General features: G+C 70.7%; 13 protein-coding genes. 8 read left to right on the top strand and 5 right to left on the bottom strand.

Going from position 1 to position 14360, the window contains the following annotated elements; translation table 11 throughout:
• The first annotated feature begins 1 nt into the window (after window position 1).
• Both K8640_RS00465 and K8640_RS00470 read left to right on the top strand, forming a co-directional pair.
• Window positions 2-757: an alpha/beta fold hydrolase gene (locus K8640_RS00465; RefSeq protein WP_223745275.1), complete on the top strand. Its 756-nt coding sequence runs from the start codon at window positions 2-4 to the stop codon at window positions 755-757.
• A 76-nt stretch (window positions 758-833) separates the two neighbouring features.
• Window positions 834-1637: a DUF459 domain-containing protein gene (locus tag K8640_RS00470; protein WP_223745276.1), complete on the top strand. Its 804-nt coding sequence runs from the start codon at window positions 834-836 to the stop codon at window positions 1635-1637.
• Window positions 1638-1652: 15 nt separating this feature from the next.
• Here the strand turns inward: K8640_RS00470 and K8640_RS00475 are convergent, their stop codons facing one another.
• On the bottom strand, window positions 1653-2531 hold the full coding sequence (locus K8640_RS00475) for a general secretion pathway protein GspE (protein WP_223745277.1): 879 nt from the start codon (window positions 2529-2531) through the stop codon (window positions 1653-1655).
• Between the two features lie 73 nt (window positions 2532-2604).
• Complete coding sequence (locus K8640_RS00480; protein WP_141328238.1) at window positions 2605-2973, bottom strand: Spx/MgsR family RNA polymerase-binding regulatory protein; 369 nt, start codon at window positions 2971-2973, stop codon at window positions 2605-2607.
• A gap of 68 nt (window positions 2974-3041) precedes the next feature.
• Here K8640_RS00480 and K8640_RS00485 point away from each other — a divergent pair, with 68 nt between their 5' ends.
• Complete coding sequence (locus K8640_RS00485) at window positions 3042-4307, top strand: right-handed parallel beta-helix repeat-containing protein (RefSeq protein WP_223745278.1); 1266 nt, start codon at window positions 3042-3044, stop codon at window positions 4305-4307.
• Window positions 4308-4309: 2 nt separating this feature from the next.
• Here the strand turns inward: K8640_RS00485 and K8640_RS00490 are convergent, their stop codons facing one another.
• On the bottom strand, window positions 4310-5200 hold the full coding sequence (locus tag K8640_RS00490) for a LysR family transcriptional regulator (RefSeq protein ID WP_223745279.1): 891 nt from the start codon (window positions 5198-5200) through the stop codon (window positions 4310-4312).
• Between the two features lie 129 nt (window positions 5201-5329).
• Between K8640_RS00490 and K8640_RS00495 the strand changes: the two genes are divergently transcribed.
• The 5 genes from K8640_RS00495 to K8640_RS00515 all read left to right on the top strand — a co-directional run bounded on the left by K8640_RS00495 (window position 5330) and on the right by K8640_RS00515 (window position 11784).
• Window positions 5330-6082, top strand: a complete 753-nt coding sequence (locus K8640_RS00495; RefSeq protein WP_370640294.1) for an outer membrane beta-barrel protein — start codon at window positions 5330-5332, stop codon at window positions 6080-6082.
• A 170-nt stretch (window positions 6083-6252) separates the two neighbouring features.
• Window positions 6253-7539, top strand: a complete 1287-nt coding sequence (locus tag K8640_RS00500; protein WP_223745281.1) for an SBBP repeat-containing protein — start codon at window positions 6253-6255, stop codon at window positions 7537-7539.
• 145 nt (window positions 7540-7684) lie between these two features.
• Window positions 7685-8398, top strand: coding sequence for a ribose-5-phosphate isomerase RpiA (rpiA, locus tag K8640_RS00505; RefSeq protein ID WP_223745282.1), 714 nt, complete (start codon window positions 7685-7687; stop codon window positions 8396-8398).
• Between the two features lie 327 nt (window positions 8399-8725).
• Window positions 8726-10339, top strand: a complete 1614-nt coding sequence (locus K8640_RS00510) for a DUF1588 domain-containing protein (protein WP_223745283.1) — start codon at window positions 8726-8728, stop codon at window positions 10337-10339.
• A 5-nt stretch (window positions 10340-10344) separates the two neighbouring features.
• Window positions 10345-11784, top strand: coding sequence for a DUF1552 domain-containing protein (locus K8640_RS00515; protein WP_223745284.1), 1440 nt, complete (start codon window positions 10345-10347; stop codon window positions 11782-11784).
• A gap of 114 nt (window positions 11785-11898) precedes the next feature.
• Here the strand turns inward: K8640_RS00515 and K8640_RS00520 are convergent, their stop codons facing one another.
• Both K8640_RS00520 and K8640_RS00525 read right to left on the bottom strand, forming a co-directional pair.
• A complete protein-coding gene (locus tag K8640_RS00520) occupies window positions 11899-12915 on the bottom strand; it encodes a metal-dependent hydrolase (protein WP_223745285.1) in 1017 nt (338 codons plus the stop codon).
• Between the two features lie 103 nt (window positions 12916-13018).
• On the bottom strand, window positions 13019-14326 hold the full coding sequence (locus K8640_RS00525) for a pectinacetylesterase family protein (protein WP_223745286.1): 1308 nt from the start codon (window positions 14324-14326) through the stop codon (window positions 13019-13021).
• Between the last annotated feature and the right edge of the window lie 34 nt (window positions 14327-14360).

Genomic DNA, 14360 nt, shown 5'->3' on the forward strand with positions numbered 1-14360 from the left:
GATGCGCTCGGACGTGCAGCTGACGGAGGTGGGGCAAGGCGAGGGGCCGAGGGTGCTCCTGCTGCCCGGCCTGGGGGCGAGAGGCTCCGGCTTCCGCGCGCTCGCCCAGGCGCTGTCACCCCTCTGTCGTCCCGTCCTCGTCGAGTATCCGGAAGGAGCGCATGCGGCGGTGGGCGCGGGCGCGCTCGCGCGACAGGTGGCGCACGCGGCGGGCCCGGTGGACGCGGTGGTGGCCAGCTCCTTCGGTGGGATGGTGGCCGCGCACCTGGCCGCGGCGGGCGTCGCTCGCGGGGTGGCCTTCCTGGGCGCCTTCACGCGCACCACGCACCTGGGCGCTCGCGGTTGGCTCATCGGGATGATGGGTCCCATCGCCGTGTGGGCGCGGCCGGGTGTGGTCGCCGCGGGGCTGGCCGCGTGGAAGCCGGTTCCCTTCGGGCAGGTGGCGGAGGTGGTCCCCACGACGGTGGTGGAGCGCGGCACCACGTGGCATCGCGCGCTCGCCATCCAACGCGAGGCCCACCCGCCCGAGCTGCGACGGCTGGACGTCTCCTGCCTCTGCATCCAGGGGGACAGGGACGTGCTGGTGCCCCCCTCCACCGTGGAGCGACTGCTGCAATCGCTTCCGCCAGGGACGCCGCACCACATGCTGAAGGGGGCGGGGCATGTGCCCTACTTCACCCACCCGGAGGCCTGCGCGGAGCTGCTGGCGCCGTGGCTCGCGAGGTTGACGTCCACCCCGAAGGTGTCGGCGGCGTGAGTCGGGCGGTGGGCCCCGGGAGGCGTCGTGAAAGGGAGTGTACCTGACGGCGGTGTGCCGCTAGCGTGCGGCCCGAATGCGGAAGCGCTTCACGGGTTGGTTCGTCGTCCTCGTCGTGTTCTCCACCGGGCTCTCCTGGGCTGCTCCCTCCGGACCGGATGCGGGCCCCGCGTCCGAGGCCGTGCTCGCGGCGCCGGCGTCGCCTGCTGACGCGGCGGCTCCCGCGGCCGAGCGTCCGCGCTCCGTGCTGCTGCTCGGTGACAGCCTCATCGCCACGGGCTTCGGGGACTACCTGCTCGCCCGGCTGGAGGCGCATCCGACGATTCGCGCGTCGCGCCGCGCCCGCTCCTCCACGGGGCTGGCCCGACCGGACTTCTTCGACTGGATGGCCGTGGGCGAGGAGGAGGTGAAGCGCCACCAGCCGGACGTGGTGGTGGTCATCCTCGGGGGAAACGATGGCCAGTCCCTGCTGGAGCGTGATGGCAAGAAGCCCGTCCACTGGGGCAAGCCCGAGTGGGAGGACGCGTACCGTCAGCGCATCGACTCCTTCGCGAGCGTGCTCGCCGCGCCGGGACGGAAGATCATCTGGCTGGAGCTGCCGGCGACGGGGCTCAAGCGCTTCGAGCAGAAGCTGGGCCTCATCCGGGGCCTCCAGCGCGAGGTCATCGGCTCCCGCGCGGACGCGCGCTACGTCGACACGCGCCCGTACTTCACGGACGCCAAGGGCAAGGCCCTGCTCCAGGCGCGCGTCGAGGGCTTCAGGAAGCCGATGAAGCTGCGCATGAGCGACGGCGTGCACTTCACCATCGCGGGCGGGCGCTACTTCGCGAGCAAGGTGTACCCCGAGGTGCTCGACGCGCTGGGCCTGCTCCAGGGTTAGCGCGCCGGGCCCACGTCAGTGCGAGTGGTGTGACGGGCCGGACTCTCCGGAGATGGAGGAGCCTCCGCCGGGAATCAGCCGGCGCACCGCGCGCAGCAGCAGCTGCTCGTCGCGGGGATTGGCGAGGAAGCCCCGCGCGCCGAGCTTCCTCGCCCGCTCGAAGCCCTCGTCGTCCGACGTGCCGTGGACGATGAGCGCGCCCTCGATGTGGACCTCGCCGGCCAACAGTCCCTCCATGGCCTGCAGGGGCGCGAGCACCACGTCGTTGGCGCTGGTGTGGAGGACCTCCAGTGGGGTCGCGACCCGGGCCTGGAAGCCGCTGCGCGCCAGCTGCCGCGAGATGAGCACGGCGGTGACGGGAGGCCAGCCGTAGAGCAGCAGGTGCCCACCGGGGGCGGGCGCGGGCGTGGCGGCGGGCTCGGCGGGCTCCTCGAAGCCGTACAGCTCGGAGAGCGCGCGGGTGATGGCGGGGTCGGAGGCCACGTAGGCCTCGACGCGCGGCTTGCCGGTGACGGCGCGCACGGCGTCCACGGCCTCCAGCGACACGGGGGCGGGCAGGGCGATGTGGAGCACCTCGCGCTCGCCCTGCTCCATGGGCACCAGCTCCACGCGCAGGGGCACCGCGCGATACTGCCGGGCGATGCGCGCGGGCAGCAGGTCCGCCATGCCGCGCTCGGGAGGTTGCAGGTCCAGGTCCACCGCGCCCACGCCGAGCTGCGCCGACAGGCCGCGCAGCACGTCCGCCTCGGTGCACACGCCCTCGCGCACCAGCGCGCGTCCCAGGGGGACATGCGTCTCGTGGTGGTGGACCAGCCCCACCCGGAGCTGGGCGCGGTTGAGCACCCCCATCTCCAGGAGGATTTCTCCGAGCGGACGCCTGGTGCTGGATTCCATGGAGAGGAATCTTCACGCGCGGCCGCGCTTCGCGAGGGACGGGCGCACGTCCGCCCGCCCGGCTGCTCGGCCCTCAGCCTCGCTGGGAGAACACGCGCTCCCAGGCTTCCTCCTGGAAGCCCACCAGAACCGCCGAGGGTGTGACGAGCACCGGCCGCTTCACCAGCTTGCCATCGGCGGCGAGCCAGGCCCGAACGTCCGCCTCGCTCGCCGCGTCCACCTTCGCCTTGCCGAGCGCCCGGTAGCTCAGGCCGCTGGTGTTGAGCCACTTGCGCACGGGCAGGCCGCTCTTCGCAATCCACGCGTCCAGCTCGGCGAGGGTGGGGGGCTCGTCCACGATGGGGCGCACGCGAGGGGAGAGGCCCTTCGCCTCCAGCCACTTCAGCGCCTTCTTGCAGGTGGAACAGCCCGAATAGGAGAGCACGAGGAGGTCGTTCGCCATGGCGCGGGCTTCTATCAGCCCGGGCGCGGTTTGCGGCGCGCCTCGGCGCCGTGCTAGCGCGCGAAGCCATGCACCTGTCCGCCTCCGAGTCCGTGAAGCGCCTCTTGTGGGCCGTGGTCCTGGGGTTGTCCTACGCCGCGTGTTCCTCCACGCCCGAGAAGCCCGGCGTGGTGCCCGGCGGTGAGGACGGAGGGACTCCGGGGGGCGGTGACGGAGGGCCCGTCATCGTGGTCCCTGAAGACGGCGGCACCGTGGTGACGGGGACCCTGGCGGGCACGCTCACCGAGGCGGGCTCTCCCTACCGCGTCGTCGGGGACGCAGAGGGCGTCGTCACCATCCCCAAGGGCCAGGTGCTCACGGTGGAGCCGGGCGTCATCCTCGACTTCAAGGGGCGCCCCGACGTCACGCAAGCCGACGTGGACCCCGGCGCGGCCGACAGCGTGATGAACCACCACGAGGGCCGCGTGGAGGTGCGCGTGTACGGCGGCATCCAGGTGCGCGGCACGGCGGACAAGCCCGTGCTCTTCACCTCCACCAATCCCCACGGCTGGTGGGGGATGAACTTCTTCGGAGACGGCTCGGTGGGCGACGGCGACCCCGTCTTCGAGCACATGGTCTTCGAGAAGGTGAAGAAGAACGACTACAACGGCAACCGCGACCGGACGCGCGGCGCGCTGTGGGCCTACTACCCGGGGCCGGTGACGATTCGCCACGCGGTGTTCCGCGACAACGAGGTGTCCGCCAAGTGCGGCGCGCTGGATTTGATGTTCACCGTGGGCTCGCGCGTGGAGGACTCCCTCTTCGAGAACAACCGCACCCGGGACGTGGACCGCTTCGCGCAGGACGGCACGTCCTCCATGGCGGGCGGCGGGGCGATGTGCGTGACGCACGGGCGTGACTCGGTGGTGCGCGGCAACACCTTCCGTGACAACGTCCTGGAGGCCTACCGGGGCGCCACCGACAGCTCGCTCGCGCAGCGCCCGCTGCTCGCGTGGCCCAACGCGCAGGGCATCTACGACCTGGGCGGCGGCGGGGCACTGCACTACTTCCAGCCGAACAACGACCTGGTGGAGGGCAACGTCTTCGTGGGGAACACCGTGACGCGCGGACCGGCGGCGGCCGTCTACCTGGAGGACGTGGGCACGCGCGGGCTCACCCTGCGCGGCAACCGGTTCGTCGGCAACCGCGCGGGCGCGGGCGCGGTGGTGGTGTGCAACCGCGGCAGCGGCGGCGTGGAGCTGGTGGTGACGGACGACAACGTCTTCAGCGACAACCTGGTGGACGGCCGCGCGGCGACGAACGTGTCGGGCGACTGCACCACGGCGACGAAGTAGCGCTACTGCGGCGGCTCGGTGCCGGTGAGCGCCTTCACCACGCGGCGCGCGGCGCGGCCCAGCCTCACGCCCGCGCGGTGGTGGAGCTTGGGGAGGAAGGCGTGCGTGGAGCCGCTCGCGGGCTTGAGCAGCTTGAGCTCTCCGCGCCGCAGCTCCTTCGACGCGAGGTGCTCGGGCAGCCACCCGTAGCCCAGGCCCTCCAGGATGGCCGCCTTCTTCGCCGCGAAGTCGTTGAGGTGCACCGTGGAGCGCAGCTCCAGCGACACCGTGCTCAACTGCAGCCGGGGGTCCGAGCCACGCACCGTGAGCAGCAGGTGCTCGGACAGCTCTTCCTCACTGATGACGCCGCGACGCCGCCTCGCCAGCGGATGGGAGCGGTGGGCCACGAGCATCGCCTCCAGCTCCGGCAACGCGTAGCTCTTCAGCCCCGGCAGCGCGGGCGGCAGCACCGACACCATGAGGTCCGCGTCGTCCCGCGTGAAGGCCGCCTCCACGCCCGCGAGGAACTCCGACGACACGTGGAAGCGCGTGCCCGCGCCCTCCGCCCTCAGCGCCTTCACTACGCGTAGCAGCGGCTCGGCCGGGAAGACGCCGTCGAAGACGATTCGCAACGTGGGCTCCCACCCCGCGCGTATCTCCGCACATGTCGCCTCGAGGTCGCGCTCAACTGCCAACAACTTGCGGCAGTGCTCCAGCACCCGCTCGCCCGCGGCCGTCAACCGGGTGCGGTAGCCCCGCCGGTCCAACAGCTCCAGCTCCGTCTGTCCCTCGAGCGTCCGCAGGGTGTAGAGCACCGCCGTGTGCCCTTTTCCGAGCGCCTGGGCCGCCGCCGCGAAGGTGCCGTGTCGTGCCAATGCGTCCAGTGCCCGGGCCTGTTCGAGGGTGACGTTCATGCCCCGCATTGTGCACGTCCCTGACAGTCATCGCTGACCCACCGTCACAACTGTCACCCTGACGCAACGCGGCTTACTTGTGAGATGCGGCTTGTTCTAGATTCAACGCTCCACTCGACGGAGGGGTTTATGACGGGAAGGCTGAGTTGGGCCCTGGCGGCAGCGGTTGCACTGGGTTCGGCGGGCGCGAGCGCGCAGGAAGTCGCGACGTACAGTGCGCCGACAGGTTTGGAAGTCACCGTCGGACTCGGGTTCCAGGCAGGCGTGGGGTATGTCTACAAGAATGGTCTGCGGCTGAATCAGACCATCGGTGATGTGAAGCTCAGCGACGCGGCCAACGGCGCGGTGCCCGTGGTGGCGGAGGTGGGCTACCGGGTGACGCCGAACTGGTTCATCGGCGCCTACGGCAGCTACACGCACATCTTGACCAAGGAGAATCCGTACTCCTGCTTCGAGGGCTGGGAGTGCGCCGCCTCGCAGCTTCGCTTCGGTCCGCAGGTCCAGTATCACTTCTCGCCCACGGCCTCGTTCGACCCGTTCGTCGGACTGGGCTTCGGCATGGTCATCCTGCGCAACGAGAACTCCGGCCCCACGCAGGTGCAGGGACCCCAGGGCCCGCTCGCGGCGAACCTGAAGCTGAAGAGCAGCACGCGGGGCCCCGAGTTCGCCAACGTCACGGTGGGTGGCAAGTGGCGCTTGGGTCACTCCCTGTCGTTCGGCCCGTTCCTGACGGCGACCGTCGGGCGCTACACGACGCGCTCGGGCGACACCACGCTGACGCTGCCCTCGCCGCTGCCCACCACGACGTCGCCGCTCGGCTACGCGGACGACGGCCCGTACGGGTCGGTCATGCTGGGTGTCCGAGGCAGCTGGAACATCTGAGCTTGTGAAGTGGGGGGCACGCGTCGGCGCGCCCCCGCAAGGACGCGGAGTGCACAACGCTCCGCGTCGCACCTTTCGGACAGGAGGTGCGGAGTCCTTTGCGAGATGCGCCAGGGCCTTCCCCCGCGCCAGAGTACGGGGCGGAACCTTCATCTCGAGAGGAGTCGCCCATGGTTCGGAAGTGGTGGTGTGGCGCAGGTGCGGTCGCGAGCGCGGTGGCCATCCTGGGAGCACCGCTGGCGAGTGCCCAGGCCCTGAACGCACCCGTCTGGCAACGACAGCTCGGAAGCGCCGCGGATGAGCAGGCGCTGGCCGTGGCCTCGGTCGGTGACGCCGTCTATGTCGCGGGGCACACCGGCGGGCAGTTCGGCGAAGCGCCGGCGGCGGGCGGACAGGACGTGTTCGTCGTGAAGCAGGGCACGGACGGCAAGGTGCACTGGGTGCATCAGGTGGGCACGGCGATGAATGACCGGGCGCTCGCGGTGACGGCGGACGCGGCGGGCAACGTCTATGTCGCCGGCTACACCTGGGGCAGCTTCCTGCCGTACGTGAACAAGGGCGGCACGGACTTCTTCGTGCTGAAGCTCAGCGCATCGGGCGTGCTCCAGTGGGTATGGCAGGACGGCACGCAGACGGATGACTTCGCCACGGGCCTGGCCGTCACGCGCACGTCGGGACAGGACGGCCTCTTCCTCGCGGGCTATTCGCTGGGCCGCATCGACGGCACGCCGACGCCGGGCAACTACGACGTGGTGGTGGCGAAGCTCGACACCGGCGGCAATCCGTACTGGATGCGCCAGTTCGGCAGCTCGCGCGGCGACGTGGCCCTGGGCGTGGCGGTGAGCTCGCGCGAGGAGATCTACCTGGCCGGCTACACGCAGGGCAGCCTCGACGGCGTCACGTCCACGAACAACACGGTGGACCTGTTCCTGGCGAAGTACGACGTGGCGGGGAACCAGGCGTGGGTGCGGCAGCTCGGCTCGAACAGTGACGACTACGCCACGGGGGTCGCCGTGGATGCGTCCGGCGCGGCCTACGTCTCCGGCTACACCTTCGGCGCGCTCGACGGGAATGTCCGCGTGGGCACCTACGACGCCGTGCTGGTGAAGTACGACGAGGCGGGCGACAAGCAGTGGACGCGGCAGCTGGGCACCACCACGACGGACTACGCACAGGGCGTGGCGGTGGGGGCTGACGGTCGCGTGCACCTGGTGGGGCACACGTCGGGCGCGCTGGACGGCAACGTCGTGCTGGGTGGCAGCGACGTGTTCGTCAGCTCGTACGACACCGCGGGCAAGCCCCTGGGCACGCGGCAGGTGGGCTCGAGCGCCTCCGACCGGGGCCAGGCGGTGACGGTGGGCGCCGACGGCGGCGTGTACGTCGTGGGCTACTCCTGGGGCAGCCTGCCCGGGAACGTCAACGCGGGCGGCTTCGACGCCACCGTGTTCCGCTTCTAGCCCCATCCGCTCACCCCCCGCCAGGTGAGCGCTCGGTGCGGGCTGCCTCCCACCCTGTCCCCGTGCGGGGTGGGAAGCAGGTTGTCCCTGATGGGCGCGAGGGGGCGTTGTACGTTTCTCTCGCGAGGTGAGGAAGGAGCGGGTGATGGCGGACGACGCGGCCGAGCAGACGGCGCGCTACAAGCGCGAGGCGGCGGAAGCGGCGGTGGAGCGCTTCTTCCATGCGGGCATGCGGGTGGGCCTGGGCACGGGCAGCACCGCGGCCTTCGTGGTGCGCGCGCTGGCGGCGCGGCGTGAGCGCGGGCTGCTGCTCGATGTGCTCGGCGTCCCCACCTCGCTCGCCACCGAGGCGCTCGCGCGGGAGCTGCGGGTGCCGCTCACCACGCTGGACGCGCAGCCGGTGCTGGACGTCACCCTCGACGGCGCGGACGAAGTCGCTCCGGAGCTGTCCGTCATCAAGGGCGGCGGCGGAGCGCTGCTGCGCGAGAAGATTGTCGCGCAGGCCAGCCGCCGCGTCGTCATCGTCGCGGACGTGGCGAAGCTGTCACCGAGGCTCGGCACGCACGGGCCCGTGCCGGTGGAGGTGCTGCCCTTCGGCTGGCGCTCGCAGTGGCTGTTCCTGGAGTCGCTCGGCGCGCGCGTGACACCGCGCACTCGCGCGGATGGCAGCCCCTTCCACACGGACCAGGGCAACCTCGTGCTCGACTGCGCCTTCGGTCCCATCGACACGCCCGCGTCACTCGCCGCGCGCCTGGACTCGCGCGCGGGCGTCGTGGGGCACGGCCTGTTCCTCAACCTCGTCACGGACCTCGTCGTCGCGGGCTCCTCGGGCGTCGAGCACCGCGTGCGTCCAGGTTGAGTCAATCCCTGTCGCCCGCGCGCGGCGTGCTCGTCCGCTCGGAGCACGAGCCACCCGGTGCGCCGCGTGTGGGTGGTCAGGTGTCGCGTGGGTCCACTCCCACTCCATGCACGCAGGCTTTGCGCGTGTGGAGCGCGATGTGGACGTAGGCCACTGTCGGGCGAGCGGGAGTGTTTCTCGCGGGCTTGGAAGAGCGTGGAGCGCGGCCCTCACTGAACTCACCAAAAAGTCCGGAGGACGCGACAGGGCGCGCGGTTAGACTCCGCTGCGTTCCGGCGCTTCAAGAGGGGGTTTCCAGGGGCTGCTGGCTCAGAGGGTGCCTTTCGTATGCGAATCATCCGTTACTGCCTCCCCGCGGCGCTGTTGTTGGTGACCGCCTCCTGCTCAGGCAACTCATCCGGCGGAGACCCTCCAGAGGTCACGGAGGCAGCCCCCGCGCGCGTGCGCCGCATCACCCGCGCCGAGTACGACAACAGCGTCTACTCCATCGTGAAGAACCCCTCGCCGGTGCCCATGGCGCAGCTGTTCGCGCCCGAGGACACGCTGTTGGGCTTCACCACGCATGACCGGTTGCAGGTCACGCCGCTGCTCGCGGACCAGCTCGACAGCGCGGCGGAGCGCAACTGGGGGCCCGTCGCCGCCAACAACCTGGCCAGCGAGTACGAGTGCGCCGCGGGGAAGGACGAGGAGGACTGCGCCCGCGCGTTCATCCGCGCGCTGGGAGCCCGCGCCTTCCGGCGCCCCGTGGTGGCCGAGGAGGAGACGGACCTGCTCGAGCTGTGGAAGGCGGTCCGCAAGGACACGAGCCCCAAGGCCGCGGCCGAGTACGTCATCCAGGCCGTGCTGACGTCGGCGTCCTTCCTGTACCGCACGGAGCTGGGTGAGTCCGGCGCGCCCGCCAATCAAGTCGTGTGGCTGACGCAGCAGGAGATCGCCTCCGCGATTTCGTTCGCCATCACCGGCTCGCCGCCGGACGTGGAGCTGACGGCCGCCGCCGCCGCGGGCGTGCTCAAGTCCGCGGACGTGCGCGAGTCGCACGCGCGCCGCCTGCTGAAGACGAAGCAGTCCCAGCAGTACCTGCAGCGCTTCATCATCGAGTGGCTGGGCCTGTCCGGCCTGGAGAGCCTGAACAAGAACAACCAGGTGTTCCCGGACTTCAGCGTGGCGTTCAAGGACTCCAGCCGCCGGGAGACCTTGACGTTCATCGACCACGTGCTCGCCAACGAGGAGGCGTCCATCAAGACGCTGCTCGGCGCCGACTACACGTTCGCGGACGGGCGCATGTCGCTGTTCTACGGCACGACGCTGACGCCGGATGGCACCATCGGCCGCGTGCCGCTGCCGGCCAACCGCGTGGGCATCCTCACGCACGCCAGCGTGCTGACGACGTACGCGCTGTTCGACTCCAGCTCGCCCATCCGCCGCGGCAAGTTCGTCCTCACGCGCCTTTTGTGCCGCGAGGTGCCGCCGCCGCCGCCGTCCATCATCATCATCCCGCCCGCGGTGGACCCCACCGCCACGACGCGCGCCCGCTTCGCCGCGCACACCAACAACCCGGCCTGCGCGGGCTGCCACCGCGACCTGGACCCCATCGGCTTCGGCATGGAGGACTACGACGGGCTGGGCAAGTACCGCACGGAGGAGAACGGTCTGCCGGTGGACGCGAATGGTTCGGTCGTCACGGAGGACGGGACGCACCCGTTCACCGGCGGCGCCGCGCTCGCGCGCTTCCTGTCGGAGAGCCCGGACGTGGCCAACTGCGTGCCGCTGCAGTTGTTCCGCTACGTCATGGGCCGCGACGAGGACACCGTCGATGCCAGGACGCTGGAGGACATGCGCAGGAGCTTCCGCGCGGACCCGAAGCTGAAGCTGGGCGACGCGCTCGTGGCGCTCGTCCGCTCCCCCTATTTCGTCCACCGGCGCACCACTTCCCCCGAGTAGCCACCATGCTCCGCAATCTCTCCCGACGCTCCCTGCTCCAGGCCCTGGCGGGCTCGACGGCGGCGCTGCCCCTGGCCAACCTGCTCGGCACCACGGACGCGTACGCCCAGGCCACCACTCCGCCTTTGCGCTTCATCGCCATCTTCACCGCCCACGGGTGCCTTCCGGAGTACTGGAACCCGCAGGGTGGGGAGACGGACTTCACGCTCGACTTCCCCAACTCCATGCTGCAGCCGCTCCAGGCCCACCGCTCCAAGCTGCTGGTGCTGGACGGCCTGGACTACCAGGTGCTCTACGAGCACGGCCTGACGGGCCACGAGGGCGGTCCGCTCACGTTCCTCACCGGCAGCAAGGTCAACACCGCCAGTGGTGACGACCTGCCGGAGAACGCCTCGCTGGACCAGGTGCTGGCGGCGCAGATTGGTGGCGCCACGCGCTTCCGCTCCATCCAGCTCAACGCCTGGGAGCAGTTCGGCGGCCAGCACGTCTACAACAGCATCAGCTTCACGCCGAACGGGGGCCGCGTGCCCTTCGAGCGAGACCCGGCGGGCGTCTACCAGCGCCTGTTCGGCAACGCGCCGTCGCCCTCGCAGGACCCGGGCGAGGTGGCGCAGAACACCGCGCGTCGCAAGAGCCTCCTGGACTACCTCATCAAGGACGCCACCCGGTTGAGCAAGCGGCTGGCGGGCGCGGAGAAGCAGAAGCTGGAGACGCACCTGGAGTCGCTGCGCGACATCGAGCGGCGGCTGGGCACGTTGAGCACCACGCCCACGCCGGCGCAGCAGGAGCCGCTGCCGGCGGAGGCCGCGTGCAGCGGCGGCACGGCGCCCCCGGCGTTCGACCTGGGCCAGCTCGGCAACCTCGACAACATGCCGACGCTGACCAAGCTGCACCTGGACCTCATCGTCCGGGCCTTCGCGTGTGACCTGACGCGCGTGGCGACGCTGACGATTCCCGGTCCGTCGATGCCCTGGCTCGGCATCCACGAGGACACGCACAACGACCTGGCGCACCGCCTGGACGTGACGGACGAGCCCTTGCGCTCGGACATCCGCGGGAAGATGGTGAAGGTGCAGCGCTGGTACGCCGAGCAGGTGGCGTACCTGATGAACGGCCTGGCCTCGGTGCAGGAGGGCAGCGGCACGGCGCTGGACAACACGCTCATCCTCTGGGGCAACGAGCTGGGGGATGCGTCCGGGCACATGAACGTGCGCGTGCCCACGGTGCTCGCGGGCGGCGCGGGCGGGAAGTTCCGCATGGGCCGCTTCCTGCGGCTGCGTCCGGCGGGCTCCAACCCGCTGAGCAACTGGGGCGGGCCGGGCACGCCGCTGCCGGGCGCCGTCGCGCACAACAAGCTGCTGGTGTCCATCGCCCAGGCCTTCGGGGTGAACGTGAACACCTTCGGCCATCAGGACTTCAAGGGGCCCCTGTCGGGGCTGACCTGACGGTCCTTCCTCGCGGCGGGAAGCACCACCCCGCCGCGAGGCTCTTTCCGGGGGCGAGCGTGCCGCCTCGGTGCGCGAGTCGCGGCCTCCTTCGCCCGAGCGCATGATTCCGCCTCAGTCGGGGCGTGCCTCGCGCGCATCCTCACCACGCCACCGCCGCAAGAGCTCGGACGCGCTCCCTCCGCGCTCCAGCCGCGCGTCCGTCACCTGTCCACCCGCGTCCACGCGCACCACGAACGTGAGCGTCGGCTCGCCGCGCAGGTGGTAGCGCAGGTCGGCGATGCGCACCTCGCGCCCGCCCTCCACCGGCACCACCGTCACCACGGGGAAGCGCGCCCACGCCAGCGCCTCGCGCACGGTGGGGATGGCCTTCAGGTCCGCGGGCAGCACCTCCACCGGCGCCTCCACCCGGCGGTCCTCGCGCGGCTCCCCGAACAGCGACAGCTCCCCCGCCGCGAGCACGTCGCCCGGGAGCCGGGCCACGTACCGCCACGTGCGGAACGACAGCGGGGCAGGGAAGACGCGCACCGCCTGGGCCTCGGGATAGGCCCGGTCCACGCGCCCCGTCAGCACGCCCCACGACACCACCCGCGCGCCGACATACGCCATGGAGCACGCGAGCCCCACCAGCACCGCCTTGCGCCACACCGCCCGCCGCCGCCAGGCCACCACCGCGCCCACGACGAGCGGCAGCGTCACCCACGGGTCCACCACCACCGTCCAGTCCAGGCTCAGCCGCGCGTCCGAGAAGGGCAGCAGCACCCGGGTGCCCCAGCCCGTCCACAAATCCGGCAGCAGGTGCGCGAACACCACCGACACCAGGCTGGTGACCAGCACGGGCGTCCACCGCGCGCCCCGGAACACCGCCCGCGCCACCAGCGTGGCCCCCAGGGCGACGACGGGCGTGAAGAGCAGCGAGTGGGACAACCCCCGGTGCGCGTGCAGCGCCACCGTCACCGCGTCGCCCCGCGCCAGCAGCGTGTCCAGGTCCGGCAGCTCCGCGGCCAGCACGCTCGCCAGCAGCACCGCCCGGTCCGTGGGCGTCGACCGCTCCGGGGCGCCGGGACGCACGTCGGGGCGGCGCAGCGCGCCGATGGCCAGTCCGAGCAGCCCGTGGGTGAGGTTGTCCATGGCGCCTTGGGCCTCTAGCGCCTTTGTCCCTCCAAACACCAGCGGCGGGACGTGGAGTCGCCTCCGCCGCCCCGCCGCCAGTCACCTCACGCCTCGGAAGGGATTACCCGCCGAGCGCGCCGTTGATGAGCGGCGCGACGATGCCCATGCCCGGGTCCTCGGCGTTGTAGCCGTTGGGCGGCTCGTAGATGCGCACGCGCTGGTTGTTGCCCACGAAGCGCTGCAGGAACACGTCCATGCCCACGAACTCGCTGCGGCACGTCCACGACTGCCACGGCGCGGAGATGTACTCGTACCACTTCTTCTTCTCCATCTGCTGGCAGGCGTGCGAGCCGATGAAGGTGATGATGGTGCTGCAGTGGCTGGAGTTGATGGCGCGCTCGTGCGGGATGAAGTAGCTGAAGTTGTTGTACTTGCTCAGCTCCGTCACCAGCGCCGCCTCGTCCGTCTTCCAGTACGCGTGCACGGACTCCTTGTCGTTCGGCGTGTGGAAGCGCTCATAGGAGAAGCGCGAGTAGTTGTAGTCCCGCGTGTAGCCCGTGTACGCCAGCTGGTCATTCGGGAACTCGGTGGCCACCATGCGGTTGATGGTGCCGAAGTCGTTCTGGCTGAACGACGCGGGCAGCAGGCCGAACACGGAGTTCAGGTTCCACGACTCGCGAATCTTGTCGTGCAGGGCGCGCGACTTGAAGTTGGCGTTGGGCGCCAGGAAGATGGGGCCGGAGTCGTTGAGCAGGTAGCCCCGCGCCGGGTTGATGATGCGCCGCGCGAAGTAGTAGCCCGCCGACGTCGCCGTGCCGCCCGCGCTGTAGCCCGTCATCAGGAACTTCTGCACGTTGGGGAACTGCGTCTTCGCGTAGTTCGCCACCGCCAGCGTGTTGGTGTAGCCGTTGTGGTGCCACGTGAGCGGCGGGTTCGCGCCCGTCTGGTCCACGTACGTCTTCACGTTGTTGCCGATGTGCACGTCGCCGGTGCAGTACGGCACGTAGACGATGTTCCAGCCGTTCGTCACCAGGTTCGTCTTGCTGCGGCCCGGCAGGCCCGGGTCCGCGCCGTTGACGAGCGGCGAGACGTACTTCGCCGTGAACTGGGTGATGTAGTCGTCGGCGATGCCGTTGGGGTTCGCCGCGCCCAACAGGCCCGCGCGGCCGCTACAGGTGTCGTAGTCCCAGCACGCGCCGCCGCCCTCGAGCAGCATCAGCAGGTTGGGCGAGTTCGTCTTGTGGACGAAGAACTTGAACTGGGAGCCATTGCCACACTTCGTCCCAGGCAGCTCCACCTTCTGCCAGTTGTAGTTGTTGCCGCCATCCACCAGCACGCTGACGATGGATGAGACGATGACTTCCGAGCGGGCGGCGCTGGGGACCATCAGCGCAGCGACAGCGAGGCACGCCACGAGTACGCGCTTCATGCAGGCTCCTCCGGGTTTGGGGGGAAGTCCGGTC

Origin of the sequence: Myxococcus sp. XM-1-1-1 (genome assembly GCF_020037095.1) — a bacterium.
Taxonomy (GTDB): domain Bacteria; phylum Myxococcota; class Myxococcia; order Myxococcales; family Myxococcaceae; genus Myxococcus; species Myxococcus fulvus.